Source organism: Anaeroplasma bactoclasticum (assembly GCF_003550015.1).
Taxonomy (GTDB): Bacteria; Bacillota_I; Bacilli_A; order Acholeplasmatales; family Anaeroplasmataceae; genus Anaeroplasma; species Anaeroplasma bactoclasticum.
Map to the genome: position 1 here is coordinate 32,817 of NZ_QXEV01000011.1, position 19,576 is coordinate 52,392.

Here is a 19,576-nt window from a genome sequence, read left to right on the forward strand (position 1 = left end):
TTAAGTTTAATGTTATCCAGGGTATTTATTCTGATAAATCTATGCTTAGAGGTGCCTTATATTTTGATGGTATTTTAGTTACTGGAGAAATTAGCAAGGCAGATAGAGAATTTAGAAAGAATATTGTTGAAAGACAATACAAGTTCTATATTGATGATAATGAGGACTTCATAAGAATTAATAAGAATTTTACAATTGAAGACCGCTTCCAACTTCTAAATCTTACAAAGATTTATAATGATTATTATCCAAACAATATTGATTTAATTCCTAATAAGGATGCAACTTATGATGCAAAAAATGAGAATTGCCCAATATTACGTTTTGATCGAGTTAATTTCGTAGATGAATATGGTAAGTTTGTATTAGAAAAAGAATTCTCAATGGATATTAATTCTAATACAAAATATGCTGATGTTGCATCTTCTGAATTTGATATGCTACTTGAGGCAGTATTCACATTAGAGGTTAAGCTAAGAGGTGCAGTATACTTTAAAGGAAAGAATGTTGCACAAAAGAAGAAATCTCCAAGATATGAAGAATTATTATCCTTCTTGTCTGGCTTCTTACCAAGTGATTTACTTAAAAGATTAAACGAGAATAAGCATAAGGAATTCTATAAATATACTATTGATAAAAAGACTGGTATGTTAAAGTATTGGCCAACAGTAGATAAGGATGGTAAGGAAGTATTATTATCTGTTGTAAAAGCGGATATGTTCTTTGCAAATGGTAAAAGAGTTGTAAAGGCATGTAATTCCTTAAATTTTGATATTTATGTTGGAGAAACCTTTGGTCTAGTTGGAGAATCAGGTTCTGGAAAGACAACTATTTCACGTGCTATTTTAGGTGTTTATAACCTAACAAATGGTGCAATTTATTTTAGAGGTCGTTTAATATCTGGTAAGCAAACTGCTCAAGAATTAAAGAATAATAAGAAGAATATCCAGATGATTTTCCAAGATCCTGCTGCTTCATTAAATGAACGTGCAAATATTGACTATATCGTATCTGAAGGTTTATATAACTTCAAGTTATTCAAGAGTAAGGAAGAAAGATTGGATAAGGTTTCTAGAATGATGAAATCTGTAGGATTACTACCAGAACATTTATCTAGATACCCTCATGAATTCTCAGGTGGACAGCGTCAGAGAATTGGTATTGCAAGAGCGCTTGTAATTGAGCCAGAATTAGTATTGGCAGACGAGCCAATTTCTGCGCTTGACGTATCTATTCGTGCTCAGGTATTAAATCTATTAAAGAAACTTCAAAATGAGAAGAGCTTAACTTATTTATTCATCGCGCACGATTTATCAATCATTCGTTATATTTCTGATCGTATTGCAGTTATGCACAATGGTCATATTGTTGAATTAGGTAAGGCAGAAGATATTTATTCTAATCCAATTCATCCATATACTCGTGCATTATTAACTGCTATTCCACAACCTGATCCAGATAGTAAGAATAAGAGAAAGAAACTTGTTTATAACAAGGCGGATTTAGATTATGATAAATGCAATTGGATTATGATTAAGCCAAATCATTATATTCTTTCTACTGAAGACCTTGCTCAAAAGTGGTTAAATAATGATATTGATAAGAAATATCTTATTGATGCAAAAGAGATTTTCTCTAATGTGAATTTAGAAAAAGCTGATACTTTAAAAGAAGAGGCAATTGACGTTAAAGTAAATGAAAACGTCAAAGAAGAAAATGAATAATAATTACAAAAAGAAGCGAATATTAACAATAATTGTGTTTTCTTCAATTCTAATTATCACTCCAATTATTATTGGAATTCCATTGGTTTTTGGATTAAATCGTAAAGAATTATTTGAAATAGTTTTTGTTGTTTTTGGCTTATTAGAATTATTAGCTGTTATGATTATGTATCAATTTAAAGTGAGAAGATTATTTAAGACAGGCACAACAAACGAGGATTTTAAGAAAACTCCAAATTATAATAAGTATAACACAGCAAAATTAGTTTTATTATCTACAGCACTTGTTAATTTATTGTTATCTTTATTGTATTTTTATATATTCCTTGTATAAAATCTTATAATTTAGTATCTACCAAATTGAATAAAAGTGGTAAAACGACTAAAAGGCATGTTTGATTACATGCCTTTTATGTAAGTTGAAGGCTTTTATAGCATAACAATTGTAAAACTCGGGTAATAAATCACATACCCTAGATTTATCTAATAATTGTAAAAAGGCTGTGAGACCCAACTATTTAAAAGTTAGGTTTTTCACAGCCCCTTTTTTGCATCTTTTTAAGAAAAACGTATAGGTTATTTGCCAACACGAAGTATCTTATTTTCTATTATCAAATGCTCTTTTGGATTTACGAATAGATTCAACATAAGTGATGTTATGCTTTTCTAAGAAATGCTTAAATTCCTTTAAACCTTGCTTAACATCATCTACTTCAAATTCTATTTCATAATCTACTTTGCCATAATATACGCTCTTATCAAAGAAGATAGTACCAGATTTATAAGGGGCACTGCAGCGGTATGTTGTAAGCTCGGCTACCTTTTTTACAAAATAAGGTAAATCAATGATTCTAGCATCAAGTCCATTAGCTAAATAATCTAGGGCTTTATCCTTTGAAAGAAGAATATGAGTTTCATCTGCGCCCACATCCGCTCTAGTTTTTTTAGTTAGCTTGTAATTGGAGCCCTTTTGGCGAATTCGAAGTACAGTTTTTTCTTTTAATAACTTTGTATCTTCTGTGTCAAAATAATGATTAATTTGCTCGAAAATATTATTTTCAAGGCCGAATTCCTTAACTAATTCGTGATATGTTTCTTCAGAAATAAAGGTTTTAAATTCAATTTCTTTATTAAGATACATACATACCACCACCCTTCTTAAAAAAATTACTTATCTTATTATCTAATATTTGTAGAGAAAAATCAAGTATTATGGTAAAATAATACCTAAAGTGGTGATAATATGAAATATTGTATTTTAATCAAAAATGATGATCTATCAAAGGAATTAGCAGCATATATACGTAAGAATATTAAATATTCTTATGATGAAAATAACCCTGATATTACAATCGCTATTGGAGGGGATGGAACAATTTTACAAGCGTTCCATAAATATCCTTCTAGTGTTGTTTTTGGACTTCATACAGGGCATTTAGGATTCTTTGCAAATTATAATCCAGATACCATAGACTTATTAATTGAGGATATTAATAATCATCAATATAAAATTGATGAAATGGAGCTTTTATCCTGTAAGATAGAAGAAGCAAATGGAAATACATATTATGCAGATTCAATTAATGAATCTACTATATTATCTCCAAAGAAGACATTAATTTTAGATGTTAAAATTGATGGAGAGCTTTTAGAAAAATATAGAGGTACTGGTTTATGTGTATCTACAAATTATGGCTCTACAGGATATAATAAATCCTTACATGGAGCAGTTGTTGATCATGATTTAACAATTATGCAGCTATCTGAGGTTGCAAGTATTAATTCTAATGCATATAGATCCTTAGGCTCACCACTTATTTTATCAAGTAAAAAAAGCATTACCTTAGAGAGTGAAAATCCAATTGAGGTATCCGCCTCTGTAGATAATCTTTCTTATGATGTAAAAGAATTTAAAAAAGCTACATTCTTTTATCAGGGACATATGATGAAAATGGGGTATCATACCCCTGAAGGATTCATCAAAAGAATTGCTAGAACCTTCATAGATTCGGGTAAATAAGTGAAAGCATTTACACCTTTTGATTTTAGTTGGCACACTAAAATATTATTGCAAGGGGTTTACAAAAGTGATAAAATATAAATTGCAAAAAACTATTATTTAGGAGGAATATATTATTATGGCTGTTAAAGTCGCAATTAATGGTTTTGGTCGTATTGGCCGTTTAGCATTCAGACAGATGTTTGGTGCAGAGGGTTATGAAGTTGTAGCAATCAACGATTTAACTTCTCCAAAGATGTTAGCTAACTTATTAAAGTATGATACTGCTCAGGGTGGTTATGCTGGTAAGATTGGTGAAAACTTACATACAGTATCTTCTAAGGAGCCAGTTTTAGCTGAAGATGGTAAGACTGTTGTTACTCCAGGTTCTATTACTGTTGATGGTAAGGAAATCACTATCTACGCTATGCCAAAGGCACAGGATTTACCTTGGGGTGCATTAGATGTAGATGTTGTTTTAGAGTGTACAGGTTTCTATACTTCTAAGGCTAAGGCAGAAGCTCATATTGAAGCAGGTGCTAAGAAGGTTGTTATTTCTGCTCCAGCAGGAAAGGATTTACCTACAATCGTATTCGGTGTTAATGAGAAGACATTAACTCCAGCTGATACAGTTATTTCTGCAGCTTCTTGTACAACTAACTGTTTAGCTCCTATGGCTGACGCTTTAAATAAGTATGCTCCAATCCAGTCTGGTATCATGTCTACAATTCATGCATACACTGGTGACCAGATGATTCTTGATGGACCACACAGAAAGGGTGACTTACGTCGTGCTCGTGCTGGTGCAGCAAACATCGTTCCAAACTCTACAGGTGCTGCAAAGGCAATCGGTTTAGTTATTCCTGAATTAAATGGTAAGCTAATCGGTTCTGCTCAGCGTGTTCCAGTTCCTACAGGATCTACTACAATCTTAACTGCAGTAGTAAAGGGCAAGGACGTTACTGTTGAAGGCATCAATGCTGCTATGAAGGCTGCTGCAAATCAGTCTTTCGGTTACAACGAAGACCAGATCGTATCTTCTGACGTTATCGGTATGAGATTTGGTTCTTTATTCGACGCTACTCAGACAATGGTTGCTCAGGTAGCTGAGGATACTTACCAGGTACAGGTTGTTTCTTGGTATGACAACGAGAACTCTTATACAAGCCAGATGGTTCGTACAATCAAGTATTTCGCTGAATTAAAGTAATAATATTCTGATTTAATATAAGATTAGCCTGAAGAATTTCTTCAGGCTTTTCATTTGTCTTAAAAATAGATATAATATAAGCGAATTTTGGAGGTTTCCTATGGAATGGATAGATTTTATTAACAAAGAAAAAAAACAAGACTATTTCATAAATCTTATGAAGAAGGTAGAAGAAGAATATAAGAATCATACTTGTTATCCTGAATATAAAAATATATTTCATGCATTTGAGGAAACTCCCCTTAATAATGTTAAAGTTGTTATTTTAGGCCAAGACCCATATCATGAGCCAAATCAGGCACATGGGCTTGCATTTTCTGTTTTATGTGATAAACTACCACCATCCTTAGTGAATATATATAAGGAGATGGAAAGTGATTTAGGTATAAAAATAAACCAAGATGGTAATTTAGATTATTTAGCTAAGCAAGGTGTTCTTTTATTAAATACTGTTTTAACTGTAAGAGAGCATGAAGCATTCTCTCATAAGAATTTTGGATGGGTAACTTTTACTGATCATGTTATTCAATTTTTAGATAGCTTAGATCAACCAATGGTATTTATATTATGGGGAAGCCCAAGTCAAAAGAAGAAGGCTTTACTTAAAAATAAAAAGCATTTAATCATAGAATCTGCACATCCATCTCCACTTTCTGCATATCGTGGATTCTTTGGTTCAAAGCCTTTTTCGAAAACAAATGAGTACTTATACGAAAATAATTGCAATGAAATAGTTTGGTATAAGTAAAGAATATCCTAAAATATTATTAGGGCTATCAATGGATAGCCTGTTTTTTATTTTATAAATTATCCTGTAAACGATTACAAAAATATGGAAATCGTTTACCCTTTTCAATTTGTAAAATTTCACGTATAATGAAAGTGAAATGACAGGTTAGTGATTTTAATATTTCTTATTTTACTTGGAGGATTAGAATGGAAGAAAAAATCTTAACACCTCAAGAAGAGGTTGACGAGCTAGTTCAAAAGGGTTTAAAGGCTTTAGACGAATACGCTCATTTTACTCAAGAACAAATCGATTATATCGTTGCTAAGTGTTCTGTTGCTGCACTTGATAAGCATGGGGATCTTGCTAAAGCAGCAATTGAAGAAACTGGCCGTGGTGTATTTGAAGACAAAGCAACTAAGAATCTATTTGCTTGTGAATATGTTACAAACAACATGAAGCGTTTAAAAACTGTTGGTGTTATCCGTGAGGATGATGTAACAGGTATGGTTGAGCTTGCAGAGCCAGTTGGTGTTGTAGCCGGTATTACTCCAGTTACAAACCCTACATCTACAGCAATCTTCAAATCATTAATTTGTATTAAGACTAGAAACCCAATTATCTTTGGTTTCCACCCAAGTGCACAGAAGTGCTCTGTTGAGGCTGCAAAGGTAGTTTATGAGGCTGCTATTGCTGCTGGTGCACCAAAGAATTGTATTCAGTGGATTGAACATCCTTCTATGGATGCAACAACTGCTTTAATGCAGCACCCAGGAGTTGCTACAATTTTAGCAACAGGCGGTAATGCTATGGTTCGCGCCGCTTATTCTTGTGGTAAGCCAGCTTTAGGTGTAGGTGCAGGTAACGTTCCAGCATATATGGAAAAGACTTGTAACATTCGCCAGGCTGTAAATGATATCGTAATGTCTAAGGCATTCGATAATGGTATGATTTGTGCTTCTGAGCAGTCTGTTATTGTAGATCAGGAAATCTATGAAGAGACTAAAGAAGAATTCAAGAAGTTTGGTGTTTATTTTGCTTCTAAGGCTGAAAAGAAGAAGCTTGAAGCATTTATGTTTGGCGTAAATTCTAAGGAAGAAGTAGAAAACGCAAAATTAAATCCAGCAATCGTTGGTAAGTATGCTACATGGATTGCTGAACAGGCAGGCTTTGAGGTTCCAGCAAATACTGTAATTATCATGGTTGAATGTTCTACAATTGGTGTATCTGAACCATTAACTAGAGAAAAGCTTTCTCCAGTATTAGCTATGGTTAAGTCAACTTCTACACAGGAAGGCTTCGATTTAGCTAAGGCTTCTGTATGCTTCAATGGTTTAGGTCACTCTGCTGCAATTCATACAGCTAACCAGGAATTATGCACTAAGTTTGGTGATTATATTCCTGCAATTCGTATTATTTGTAATTCACCTTCTACATTCGGTGGAATTGGTAATGTTTATAACTCATTCATTCCATCATTAACATTGGGCTGCGGTTCTTATGGTCACAACTCTGTTGCAGGTAACGTAGGTCCATTAAACTTATTAAATATTAAGAAAGTAGGACGTAGAAGAAATAATATGCAGTGGTTTAAGATTCCATCTAAGATTTATTTTGAAAGAGATGCCATCGAGTACTTACATCAGATGAAGGAAATGAAGAAGGCATTAATCGTTACTGACCGTTCACTTGTTGAACTTGGTTATGTACAAAAGATTATTGATCAGTTACAGCTAAGAAGCCCACAGGTTCCATATCAGCTATTCTGTGATGTTGAACCAGATCCATCTATTCAAACAGTATTAAAGGGTGTTGAATTAATGAGATCCTTTGAACCAGATACAATCATTGCACTTGGTGGTGGTTCTTCTATGGATGCTGCTAAGGGTATTTGGTTATTCTATGAGCACCCAGATGTAAACTTCAATGACTTAAAGCAGAAGTTCATGGATATCCGTAAGAGAGCATTCCAGTATCCAGAATTAGGCAAGAAGGCTAAGTTAGTATGTATTCCTACAACATCTGGTACAGGTTCTGAGGTTACTCCATTCGCAGTTATCACAGATAAGGTTGAGCATAAGAAGTATCCATTAACAGACTACTCCTTAACTCCAACTGTAGCTATCATCGACCCAGCATTCGTTATGAACCTACCTAGATCTATCGCTGCTGATACAGGTATGGACGTATTAACTCATGCACTTGAGGCATATGTATCTACACTTGCTTCTGATTTTACAGATGGTTTAGCTATTCAGGCTATTAAGCTAGTATTTAAGTATTTAGAGCGTTCTTATAAGAATGGTAAGAATGACCCTGAGGCTAGAGAGAAGATGCATAATGCTTCTACACTTGCTGGTATGGCATTCGCTAACGCATTCTTAGGTATGAACCACTCTATGGCTCATAAGGTTGGTGCTGAATTCCATGTTCCTCATGGACGTGCTAACGCAATTCTATTACCTTACACAATTCGTTACAATGGTCAAAAGCCTCAGAAGCTTTCTACATGGCCAAAGTACAACTACTACCGTGCAGATGAAAGATATGCTGAAATCGCTCAGATTTTAGGCCTTCCTGCATCTACAGTTGAAGAGGGTGTTGAATCCTTAGCTAAGGCAGTAGGTGATTTAGGTAGAAGAGTTGGTATCAAGATGAACTTCCAGTCTCAGGGTCTTGACCGTGAAACTTGGATGTCTCAGGTTGAAAAGCTTTCTTATTTAGCATATGAGGATCAGTGTTCTCCTGCAAACCCTAGAGTACCTATGGTTGAGGATATGCAGAAGATTTTACGAGATGCATATGACACAACTGAATTCTTAGATAAAGAATAATATGAATTTACTCCTTTAGAAATAAAGGAGTTTTTCTTTTACTAAAAGTATGATAAAATGTCTTTGAATTGAAATGAGGTTTTATTATGCTAACAACAAAACAAAAGGTGTATTTAAGAAGTTTAGCTCAAAAGATTAAGCCTGTAGCCCAAATTGGTAAAGAAGGCTTAAGTGATAATTTAATGGAAACAGTTCTATCTTATTTAAAAAAGCATGAGCTAATGAAGATATCTATTTTACAAAATTCCTATGTAACATTTGAAGAGGCAGAAGAATTCTTTAGAAATGAAGAAATTGAATTTGTACAATCTATCGGAAGACAAATTGTTTTATATAAGCAAAGTGATGATGCGATAGATCCAATTAAGTTTCCTAAAAAATAATATCTATTATTTTTGAACAACCCAATAAATTTTGGGTTGTTTTCTTTCAATTTAATAACTCTTTTGTTATAATAGGATTATATTTGAATGGTCGGTGATAGTATGAAAAGAATGATATTAGTTGATGGAAATTCCTTAATGTATAGAGCATATTATGGAATGAGTGCAGGTGGAAATCCAACTGCGAACTCCAAAGGCTTATTTACAAATGCCATCTATGGCTTTGCTCGTATGATGAATAATTTAATTATGGGGGAATACGATAGTATTTTAGTTGCCTTTGATGCTGGAAAGAAAACCTTCCGTCATGATATTTTAGGTGATTATAAGGCAGGTAGAGCCCCTATGCCAGATGAATTCCGTATGCAAATATCCTATATCAAGGAATTCTTAGATATCATGAGAATTAAAAGATGGGAACAGGATTTATATGAAGCAGATGATATCATAGGTACTATGGCTAAAAGGGCAGAAGATGAAGGATATCATGTAGATATCTATTCATCCGATAAGGATTTATTACAGCTAATTAGTAATAACACAACCGTTCATATGACAAAAAAAGGCTTTAGTGAGCTTGAGGATTTCACCCCAGAGCATTTCAAAGAGGTATATGGTATTGAATATACCGAATGGGTAGATTTAAAGGCTTTAATGGGAGATAAAAGTGATAATTTAGCTGGTGTACCAGGAATTGGTGAAAAAACTGGTGTAAAGCTTTTAAATACCTATGGTAACCTAGAAGGTATCCTAGAGCATAAGGATGAAATAAAGGGATCTGTTGGTGAAAAAATAAGGGGAAATGTAGAATCAGCTACAGTATGTAAGAAGATGGCTACCATCTTAAGAGATTTTCCTATTGGAGTATCCCTAGATGAAACTAAAAGAAAGGAATGCGATAAGGAAAGATTAATCGCATTCTATCAAGAATTAGAATTTAAATCCTTACTAAAGGAATTAACACTTGAAGCACCAAAGGTAACTATGAATGTTTCTGAATATGAATATATAGGAAATGTATCTCGCTTAGGTGAGGTATTAGAGCCATATTCTGCAATGATCTTTGAAACATTTGAATATAATTATCATAAGAGCCCACTATTAGCTATTGGTATTAAAAATAGTAAGGGAACATTTATTGTTGACCCTAACATCATTTTTAATTCTATGGACTTTATGATGTTTTTAGCCGATAAGGAAAATCATAAAACAATCTTTGATTATAAAAGAGCCTATGTTCTATGTAAAAGATTAGGGCTAGAGCTTTTAGGTATAGATTTTGATTTATTACTTGCAACCTATATCATTAATCCATCTGCTGCCAAAGAAGAATTTAGAGGAATTGCTGATTTTTATGGCTATAGTGATGTATATTATGATGAAGCAGTTTATGGTAAGGGTGCTAAAAAATTCATTCCAGAAAAACCAGTATTATATCAGCATATAGCGAAAAAGGTAAATTGCCTATATGAGCTTAAGGATGAGGCATTAAATCGCTTAAAGGAAAAAAATCAGCTAGATTTATTAACTGAAATTGAAATTCCATTATCTAAGGTATTAGGTAAGATGGAATTTCAGGGTATGAAGGTTGATTTAGAGGAATTAAACCGCCAGGAATATAATCTAAGCCAGGATATTAATAATCTAGAGGCTAAAATTCATGAAATTGCAGGTCATCCATTTAATATATCCTCCCCTAAACAATTAGGCACAGTATTATTTGATGAAATGGGATTACCATATCCAAAGAAGAAGGGACAATCCTATTCTACAGATATTGATGTATTAGAGGCTATATATGAGGCAAGCCCAATTGTACCTTTAATTATGGAATATCGTGCAAAGTCAAAGCTTATGTCAACCTATGTAACTGGCCTAAGAGAAATGATTTACCCAGACGATAAGGTACATACTATTTACCAACAGGCATTAACTCAAACCGGAAGATTATCCTCCATTGAGCCTAATTTACAAAATATTCCAATTAGAACTGAAGAAGGACATAAGATTAGAAAAATGTTTATCCCAGAGAATAAGGAAAATAGCTTATATTCATCCGATTATTCTCAGGTAGAATTAAGAGTGCTTGCCCATATGGCAAATGTATCTAAGCTAATTGAAGCATTTAAAAATGGAGAGGATATTCATACAAGAACTGCCCAGGAGGTCTTTGGAACTAAGGAAGTAACTCCAGAAGAAAGAAGAAGAGCTAAGGCAGTAAACTTTGGTATCGTTTATGGTATATCCGCATTCGGACTGGCTCAGGATTTACATATTTCAAATATTATGGCTCAGGATTTCATAAAGAAATATTATGAGGCCTATCCTGAAATTAAAACATTTATGGATAATACAATAGAATTCTGTAAAGAAAATGGCTATGTAAAAACAATGAAGAATCGTATCCGCTATATACCAGATATTAATTCTAAAATTTATATGCAAAGAGAATTTGCAAAAAGAACTGCAATGAATGCCCCAATCCAAGGTAGTGCTGCAGATATTATTAAAATTGCAATGGTCATGATTGATAAGGAAATGGAAGAAAGAAATATCAAAAGTAAAATGCTAGTTCAGGTACACGATGAGCTTGTATTTGAGGTATCTAAGGGAGAAGAAGAAATATTAGCTGAGCTTGTAAGAAGAAATATGGAATCTGCAGTGAAGCTTAATGTACCTCTAATTGTAGATGATTCCTTCGGTAAGGATTGGTATGAGGTAAAATAATGCCAGAATTACCAGAGGTTGAAACCGTAAGAAGAGTATTAAAAAAATCCTTAGTTGGAAAGAGAATTAAGGATATTGATATTAGATATAATCCTATAATTGAAAATGATACTAATTCCTTTAAAGAAAATGTTATAGGAAAAGAAATAATAGATATTGCTAGATACGGTAAATATTTAATGTTTTGCTTAAATAAAGGCTTTATATTATCTCATTTAAGAATGGAAGGTAAATACTTCTATATGAAAGAAAAAATGGATAATAAGCATATCCATGTCGTATTCTATTTCGATGATGATTCTATTCTTTATTACCAGGATGTAAGAAAATTTGGTAGAATGCAATATCTAGATGGTGATATTTATAATATCCCTCCATTATCCTTGATGGGTCCTGATTTAGTCTTAAATAATGATATTTCTATCATAGATTTATACAATAAGATTCATAAAAGTAATAAGACAATTAAGCAATTATTATTAGATCAAGGAATAGTTGCAGGGCTTGGTAATATCTATGTAGATGAGGTATTATATGCATCTCATATCTCTCCAAAGAAAAAAGGAGATAAAATTACTAAAAGAAATATTGAAGATATAATTAAAGAATCGAAAAGAATTTTATCTAAGGCAATAGAGTTAAAGGGTACTACAATAAGAAGCTATACCTCCTCTTTAGGGGTTATAGGAGGATACCAGGATTTTTTACAAGTTCATACAAAAATAGTATGTCCTAATTGCAAAATGACACTAAATCGTGTTAAAATAGAAGGAAGAATGACATACTATTGTAAGAAATGTCAGAGGTGAGGCAAATGAAGAAGGTAATAGGCGTTACAGGAGGTATTGCCTCTGGAAAGAGTAACGTTCTTAGTGTCATTAAAAATCTTGGATATAAGGTTATAGACACAGATATTATTGCTCACGAGCTTCAACAAAAGAATATGCCTATTTATAATGCAATTAAAGAGACATTTGGAAGTGAATATTTCACTTTAGATGGAGAATTGGATAGGAAAAAGCTTGGAAGCCTAATATTTCATAATGAAGAGGCTAAAAATAAGCTTAATTCTATTTCTCATCCCTTAATTCATGAGGTTGTATTAGATGAAATAGGTAAATCAAATGGAATTATCTTTATTGATGTTCCACTTCTATATGAGTCAGGATTTGATTCTTTATGCGATAAGGTTATATGTGTATACCTAAATAGAGAAACTCAAATAAAAAGGCTTATGGAAAGGGATAATATTGATTTAGAATATGCGAAATCAAAAATTAATTCCCAGATGGATTTAAATAAAAAGAAGGAAATGGCAGATTATGTAATCGATAGTAAAGGGAGCTTCGGTGAAACAAGATGTCAGGTTCTTAAAATATTAGAAGAAATTAAAGGAGTGTAGAAAAATGGCAGACTTTATCACAAGCGAAAACGCAAAATCATTAGAATTACAAACACACTATTATAAGGCTACTTATGAACAGCTAAAGGAAGAATATATGCATATTCTTAATAAGGAGCATTATAAGATTGTTTCTGAAAATGATGATTACTGTGAGGTTTATGCAGAAGCCCCACATATGGAGGTCATCGCTAAAATCACTCAGCTAGACCCAGCAAATCCTGAAACCTCTATTGACTTTGAGGTTCATGCTGACTTTGTTGTAGGTGCAGCAAAAAGAGCTACAGCCTTCATCAAGGATGTACTAGAGAAATTAGAAGAAAAATTCGAATTCAAGGGCGTTTCCCTTCATAAGTAGGAGACCATGGCCCAGAGTCTAGTGGCTGGCACATCAAAATTTCATATTTATTCTAGCTTTAATTTATCTTCCGATGATGTTAGTGCATTATCCCTTTTATATGCGCCTTTAATCGGTAATGATGCATTTACGCTTTATATGGGGCTTTCCGCCCTTTTAAATCGTAATAATTTAAAAAGTGAAGAAATTATACATCAGGACCTATTCGATATTTACTCCTTGAAGCCTGTGGATTTTTTGAAATCCAAAAACAAGTTAGAGGGAATAGGTCTTTTACTTACATATGAAAAAAACGGGGACTATATTTATGTGCTGTTACCACCCCTATCCCCTAAAAACTTTATAAAGGATGCTATTTACGGTTTATACCTATATTCCAAGGTAAGAAAAGAAACTTATGAGTTTATTAAAAATCATTTCTCTATTGAAAAGCCAGAGGTATCTGGCTATAAGGAAATCACAAAATCTTTTGATGAGGTATATTCTTCTAGAGTAAATAGTGATGAAACATTTGAAAAATTCTCCTATATTTTAGGTAAGAATCCAACAAATTATTTAGAAATAAAGAATGCAACATTTGATTTTGAAAAGTTTACAAAGGAAATCAACGAAGACTTCTTAGAAGCTGGCATTGATAATACATTTAAAGAACAAATTATTAAATTATCTTTTGTATACTTATTTAATGAGCATGATATGGCTACATTATTTATGGATTCTATTAACAAAAATGGCTTCTTTGATTATCGTATATTAAAGAAGAAGGCAAATGTATTATTCGAATATAGAAGAAATATGAATGCACCTAAGCTTGTTGAAAAGGAAAATCTAGATGGTAAGCCATCGGATTTAATTTCATTCTTGGATAATGCATCTCCAAGCCAGGTATTACAAATGGTTAATCCAAATTATCCATCAACATACCTATCTACTATAGATGAAATCTATAATACAATTTCCCTACCTCGAGGTGTAATTAATTGTATGATTATTAAAACCCTAAGAGATAAGGGTGGAGAATTACCACCAGTAACTTATTTTAAGAAGGTTGCAGAATCTTGGATAACTGATAATGTATTATCTACTAAGGATGCAGTACAATATATTACAACGGCAAAGGAATTACAAAGACCTAAATCCAAAAAGGATAGAGAATTCTCTTCAGAATCTAAAACAAAAGTAGTATGGGAGGAGGCATAAAATGGACAAAATTAAAATGCCTGAATTTGATATAGAACAAGTAGATAAGTTTATTTCAGATGTAGCCTCTTTATACCCTAAGCATAATGTTAACATTAACAATGTTAATGATTTTGCGCTAATGTTTGAAGAAAAAAGAAATTGTGCAAGATGTAAAGGATTAGCCTATTGTAAAAATAATAATGTAGGCTTTTGTCTATCTTGTAATGATAAGGATGAATTTTCCTTTGAGGCTTGTAGATATAAAAAGGAAGATGACAAAAAGAGAAATTCCTTAATTAAAACATTATATCTACCAGATGAGGTATTAGAAGCTAAATTAGAGAATTTTGATGTAAAGGGTTCTGATTCTAGAGAAAAAATTTATAAGCATATTGTAGAATATGGACAGGATAAAGACTTTGAAAAAGGATTATACTTATATGGATCATTCGCTGTAGGTAAAACATACTCTTTAGCAGTAATCGCAAATGAGCTTGCAAAAAAGGGTATTGAATCCTTACTTATTTATTTCCCTGATTTAGTATTAGATTTAAAAAGTGCACTTGGATCTTCTAGATTTGAAGAGCTCATCAATATGATTAAAGATATTGATGTATTAATGCTAGATGACTTAGGTAGTGAAAATATGACACCATGGCTAAGAGATGAAATCTTAGGTCCTGTTATTAATTATCGTATGATGGCTAAAAAGCCATTATATATTTCATCTAATTTAAATCCTAAGGATTTACAAAATCATTTTTCAATTGATGATACAAAACCATCTAATTTAAAGGCGGAAAGAATTCTTTCAAGAATGACATCTTTAGCAGTATCCTTAAACATGAATGATTCAAAATCCTATAAAAGATAATGGAGGCTAGCCTCCATTTCTTTTTTTCTTGAATATTGGAACTATAAATAGTATTATTATAATGCAAAATGAGGGTGAGAATTATGAAAGGAAATTACATTAAAGAGAATAGATTAAGGCTAAATATGACTCAAAGTGATTTAGCTGAAAAGCTAGATGTTAGTGTTTTAAAAATATCTAGATGGGAAGATGATTCTATAGAACCTAGCTTAGATGAAATATCAAAGATGGCATCCATTTTTGGTGAAGGTGATAATTTAGAAGAAAATATTGATAATACTAATCAGAGTTTAGAATTACTAAATGAAGAGAATGCTATAGAGGATAGTACCTTAGATGAACTAAAGGTAGATACACCCCTCTTTGAGGATAGTTTAAAACAATCTAAAGTAATTCATGAGACTTGTAGAAGATGTGGTAAAACAATTACAAATAAAGATGATTTATTTGTAATAATTCATTCTGATTCAGATAATGTTAAACCATCGATTAGAGAAGAATATGTTTGTAGAATATGTAAATTTGCTAGTGAAAATAAACCAATAGTTTTAAAATCATGTCTAAAGAGTCCTTATTTTTTGGTACTAAGTATTCATGCAATTGTATGGCCTTTAATTCATATAATGATCTTTTTAGGTATTGCTTTTAGTTATTTTTTTGAAGGTAATACAGCATTATTTATATTTTTTACTCTATTTGCAGTTATTATTTCTACATATATTGGATGTGTAATTTCACATAATAATTTTATTTCTAAGATATTCTATATTGGAATAGATTATATAAGGAATGCAGCAAAAAAATATAAACCTTGCAGTCGGTTTGATTTTGCGGGTTGTGCAAGGAATGAAAGAGCGTTTAGATTTTCAGGGCATATATTGCTCTTTTCGTTTTTAGCTTCTTTGTTTGTTGGTATTTTTACAAGTATATTTGTTTATCCATATGCATTAATCAAAAATTTGAAAAGAGCATTTTAATAAGAATAAGAATATAAAAGATGATGGAGGCACTTGCCTCCATTTCTATTTTTGTTGCATTTTTTCTTAATTGTTTTATAATATGTTTTGGAGGAGAGATATTATGATTAGTGAAGAATTAAAAGAGAATAAGGAAGAAGAACCTGTTAAGAAAAAACAAAAAGAGCCTATTTTAGTTATGCTTAGAATTCATGCGATTGTATGGCCACTACTTCATCTTGCAATCTTTTTACCAATAGGTATTTATGATATTCAAAATGGTAGCTTAGGCTTAGGTATTTTCTTTATTGCATTTGCTGTAACAATTGCAGTATCTATTGGATCTATAATACTTCAAAATAATTTTGTTTCTGCTATATTCTTTAGCGGATTAGATCCATTGACTGAACAATATGATAGCCATGTTAAAGGTACCCACACAGGGTTAAGAGATTTTAATAGAAAGTCTTTGCTTGTTGATGCACTATTTTATGCATTTTTATTTACAGCACTATTTTCTATCATTATAGGTGCAGTTGTTGGTATATTTGTTTACCCATATGCACTTATTAAGAACATAAAGCATTCTTATTTCTATATTTAAAAGACATATAAATATAATTATTGATTTCAAGCGTACAATCGATTATAATACATATAGTCAATGAAAAGGACAAGATATAAAGATTATTTTCTTTATAAGAGATGGCTAGAAGGTGAAAATGCCAAAGAAAACCTTTATATTACTACCTTGGAGATGAATGAAGGAAATGTCATTCCGTACGCTTGCGTTAAAAGCTTATTGAGTGTCAGGCTTTTTTAGCCTGGAAGATAAGGTGGTACCGCGATAATACGTCCTTAAGAATTTTCTTAAGGATTTTTTTTATGGAGGAAGAAAAAATGTTAAAGATTACTTTAAAGGATGAAAGTGTAATTGAGGTAGAAGAAGGCAAATTAATTATTGAAGTAGCTAAGAGTCTATCTTCTAGCCTTGCAAAGAAATGTGCTGTTGCAGAATTCAACGGCAAGCTTGTTGATTTAAAAATGCCATTAACTGAAGATGGTAAGCTAGATTTAGTAACATTTGAAGATGAAAGAGCATTTGAGGTTATTAACCATTCCTGCGCTCACTTAATGGCTCAGGCGATGAATAGATTATACCCAGGCACAAAGTTTGGTGTAGGTCCTGCAATTGAAGAAGGATTCTACTATGACTTTGCAATTCCTGAGGCTATTACAAATGAGGATTTACCTAAGATTGAAAAGGAAATGCAGAAGATTGTTAAGGAAAATCTTCCTATTGTTCACTATATGCTATCTAAGGCTGATGCAAAGGCTAAATTTGCAAGCGATAAGTATAAGCTAGAATTAATTGATGCCATTGATGATGATATGGTTGGTATTTATGAACAGGGTGAATATACTGATGTTTGCCGTGGACCTCATGTAATGTCTACTGGCTTAATCAAGAACTTTAAGCTTTTAAGTGTTGCTGGTGCATATTGGAGAGGAGACTCTAAAAATGATGTATTAACTAGAGTTTATGGTACTTGCTGGCCAACTCCAGAGGCTTTAGCTCATCATTTAGAGGTGTTAGAGGATAGAAAGCAGCGTGACCATAGAAAGCTTGGTAAGGATATGCAGATTTTCATGTTCGATGATTTAGTTGGACGTGGACTTCCTATGTGGTTACCTAATGGCTTTATTGTAAGAAGATTATTATCTGATTACATTATGGATAAGGAATATGATTTAGGTTATCAGCATGTTATGACTCCATCTTTGGGTAATGTTGAATTATATAAGACTTCTGGTCACTGGGCTCATTATAAGGACGATATGTTCCCTGCAATGGAGCTTGATGATGAGGCATATGTTTTAAGACCTATGAACTGTCCTCATCATATGGTAATGTTTAGATCTAAGCCACATTCTTATCGTGATTTACCAGTAAGAATTGCTGAAATCGCAAATGACTTCCGTTTTGAAGCATCTGGTGCTTTAACTGGTATTGAAAGAACAAGAGCATTCTCTCAAAATGACTCTCATATTTTCTGCCGTCCTGATCAGATTGCCCAGGAATTCAAGGCAGTTACTAAATTAATTTTGGATGTTTATAAGGATTTTGGATTCGAAAAATATAGATTCCGTCTATCCTTAAGAGATAAAGAAAATACAGAGAAGTATTTCGGTAATGATGAATTATGGGAAAAAAGTGAAAATGAGCTTCGTAATGTATTAAAAGAATTAGGCGTTGATTATTATGAGGCTTTAGGTGAGGCTGCCTTCTATGGCCCTAAGCTTGACGTTCAGGTTAGAAGTGCCATTGGTCATGATGTAACTCTATCTACAATTCAGCTAGATTACCAGCTTCCTGAAAGATTTGAATTAACTTATATTGATCAAAACAATCAAAAGGTACGTCCTGTAGTTATTCATAGAGCTATTTTAGGCTCTATGGACCGTTTCATTGCCTTCTTACTAGAAGAAACTAAGGGTGTACTTCCTGTATGGCTAGCTCCAGTACAGGCTATGGTTATTCCTGTTAATAACCAATTCCATTTAGATTATGCAAATGAAATTGTAGAAATGCTTAGAAAGAAGAAAATTCGTGTTAAGATGGATGATAGAGATGAAAAGCTTGGCTACAAGATTCGTGAAGCTCAAATGAAAAAGATTCCATATCAGCTAGTTATTGGTGATAATGAGGTTAAGGATGGTACTATCACATATAGACAGTATGGAAAGAAGGAACAGGTAACTGTTTCTAAAGAAGAATTCTTAAATATGATGGTAGCATTTAACGAAGAAAGAAAGTAATATTATAGGCCTAAGAATTTCTTAGGCCTTTATTTAAAAAAGCCTACTATAAATAAATCAAGAGAGATTTGAAAAAATAATTAAGATTTATTTATATCAAGCATAAAAATCCTCGATTTTGAGATTTTTAAAAACGAGGATATGAATTATCTAGCTCTTTGAAAATTATATATGGTTATTTTTGTGGAATAAAAGATTGCTTATTCTTTAAAAGAGAGAAAATAACTCTTACTAGTTTTTTGTCAATATGACCAATTGCTACATAATGATGTTTACCTTCGTTAATCTTTTTAGAATAATAATCACCAAATGTTTTATCCCATCTCCAAATACCTGATGAGACTTGGTGAATAGACCATCTTAAGTATTTAGAACCACGT

16 protein-coding genes, 2 pseudogenes and 1 other annotated feature are annotated in these 19,576 nt (G+C 32.4%); of the genes and pseudogenes, 16 read left to right on the forward strand and 2 right to left on the reverse strand.

Annotation, left to right across the window (positions count from 1 at the left end; genetic code table 11):
• Nucleotides 1–647: 647 nt before the first annotated feature.
• Both EI71_RS10540 and EI71_RS05825 read left to right on the forward strand, forming a co-directional pair.
• Nucleotides 648–1,583 (forward strand): annotated as a pseudogene (locus EI71_RS10540) (ATP-binding cassette domain-containing protein); the annotation flags it as partial.
• Nucleotides 1,584–1,695: 112 nt separating this feature from the next.
• A complete protein-coding gene (locus tag EI71_RS05825) occupies nucleotides 1,696–2,058 on the forward strand; it encodes a hypothetical protein (RefSeq protein WP_119016317.1) in 363 nt (120 codons plus the stop codon).
• 264 nt (nucleotides 2,059–2,322) lie between these two features.
• On the opposite strand, the gene EI71_RS05830 is transcribed toward EI71_RS05825, so the two are convergent.
• Nucleotides 2,323–2,865 (reverse strand): CYTH domain-containing protein, encoded by a 543-nt coding sequence (locus EI71_RS05830; RefSeq protein WP_119016318.1) that lies wholly within the window; start codon nucleotides 2,863–2,865, stop codon nucleotides 2,323–2,325.
• A gap of 102 nt (nucleotides 2,866–2,967) precedes the next feature.
• On the opposite strand from EI71_RS05830, the gene EI71_RS05835 reads away from it, so the two are divergent.
• The 14 genes from EI71_RS05835 (at nucleotide 2,968) to thrS (ending at nucleotide 19,196) form a co-directional block, all read left to right on the forward strand.
• Nucleotides 2,968–3,744 (forward strand): NAD kinase, encoded by a 777-nt coding sequence (locus EI71_RS05835; RefSeq protein ID WP_119016319.1) that lies wholly within the window; start codon nucleotides 2,968–2,970, stop codon nucleotides 3,742–3,744.
• Between the two features lie 118 nt (nucleotides 3,745–3,862).
• Nucleotides 3,863–4,933 (forward strand): type I glyceraldehyde-3-phosphate dehydrogenase, encoded by a 1,071-nt coding sequence (gap, locus tag EI71_RS05840; protein WP_119016320.1) that lies wholly within the window; start codon nucleotides 3,863–3,865, stop codon nucleotides 4,931–4,933.
• Between the two features lie 100 nt (nucleotides 4,934–5,033).
• Nucleotides 5,034–5,681 carry a uracil-DNA glycosylase gene (locus EI71_RS05845; protein ID WP_119016321.1) on the forward strand — a complete coding sequence of 216 codons (648 nt, stop codon included), beginning with the start codon at nucleotides 5,034–5,036 and terminating at the stop codon, nucleotides 5,679–5,681.
• Nucleotides 5,682–5,869: 188 nt separating this feature from the next.
• Nucleotides 5,870–8,494, forward strand: coding sequence for a bifunctional acetaldehyde-CoA/alcohol dehydrogenase (gene adhE / locus EI71_RS05850; RefSeq protein WP_119016322.1), 2,625 nt, complete (start codon nucleotides 5,870–5,872; stop codon nucleotides 8,492–8,494).
• An 86-nt stretch (nucleotides 8,495–8,580) separates the two neighbouring features.
• Nucleotides 8,581–8,877, forward strand: coding sequence for a YhbY family RNA-binding protein (locus EI71_RS05855; RefSeq protein WP_119016323.1), 297 nt, complete (start codon nucleotides 8,581–8,583; stop codon nucleotides 8,875–8,877).
• Nucleotides 8,878–8,979: 102 nt separating this feature from the next.
• A complete protein-coding gene (polA, locus tag EI71_RS05860) occupies nucleotides 8,980–11,604 on the forward strand; it encodes a DNA polymerase I (protein WP_162849810.1) in 2,625 nt (874 codons plus the stop codon).
• A complete protein-coding gene (gene mutM / locus EI71_RS05865; RefSeq protein WP_162849811.1) occupies nucleotides 11,604–12,413 on the forward strand; it encodes a DNA-formamidopyrimidine glycosylase in 810 nt (269 codons plus the stop codon). The genes polA and mutM overlap by 1 nt, the downstream gene beginning before the upstream one ends.
• A 5-nt stretch (nucleotides 12,414–12,418) precedes the next feature.
• The gene (coaE, locus tag EI71_RS05870; protein WP_162849812.1) at nucleotides 12,419–13,006 is read left to right on the forward strand and encodes a dephospho-CoA kinase; all 588 of its coding nucleotides are present in this window, start codon (nucleotides 12,419–12,421) and stop codon (nucleotides 13,004–13,006) included.
• 4 nt (nucleotides 13,007–13,010) lie between these two features.
• Nucleotides 13,011–13,364 carry a hypothetical protein gene (locus tag EI71_RS05875; RefSeq protein WP_119016327.1) on the forward strand — a complete coding sequence of 118 codons (354 nt, stop codon included), beginning with the start codon at nucleotides 13,011–13,013 and terminating at the stop codon, nucleotides 13,362–13,364.
• 6 nt (nucleotides 13,365–13,370) lie between these two features.
• A complete protein-coding gene (locus EI71_RS05880; protein WP_119016328.1) occupies nucleotides 13,371–14,564 on the forward strand; it encodes a replication initiation and membrane attachment family protein in 1,194 nt (397 codons plus the stop codon).
• Nucleotide 14,565: 1 nt separating this feature from the next.
• Entirely contained in the window at nucleotides 14,566–15,420 is an 855-nt protein-coding gene (locus EI71_RS05885; RefSeq protein ID WP_119016329.1) for an ATP-binding protein, read from the forward strand.
• Between the two features lie 83 nt (nucleotides 15,421–15,503).
• Nucleotides 15,504–16,397, forward strand: a complete 894-nt coding sequence (locus EI71_RS05890; protein WP_162849813.1) for a helix-turn-helix domain-containing protein — start codon at nucleotides 15,504–15,506, stop codon at nucleotides 16,395–16,397.
• 103 nt (nucleotides 16,398–16,500) lie between these two features.
• Complete coding sequence (locus tag EI71_RS05895; protein ID WP_119016331.1) at nucleotides 16,501–16,980, forward strand: hypothetical protein; 480 nt, start codon at nucleotides 16,501–16,503, stop codon at nucleotides 16,978–16,980.
• 51 nt (nucleotides 16,981–17,031) lie between these two features.
• Nucleotides 17,032–17,239 (forward strand) — a binding site (T-box leader).
• A gap of 37 nt (nucleotides 17,240–17,276) precedes the next feature.
• Nucleotides 17,277–19,196 carry a threonine--tRNA ligase gene (thrS, locus tag EI71_RS05900; protein ID WP_211321056.1) on the forward strand — a complete coding sequence of 640 codons (1,920 nt, stop codon included), beginning with the start codon at nucleotides 17,277–17,279 and terminating at the stop codon, nucleotides 19,194–19,196.
• Nucleotides 19,197–19,371: 175 nt separating this feature from the next.
• Here thrS and EI71_RS10165 read toward each other — a convergent pair.
• A pseudogene (locus EI71_RS10165) lies at nucleotides 19,372–19,576 on the reverse strand (IS110 family RNA-guided transposase); the annotation flags it as partial.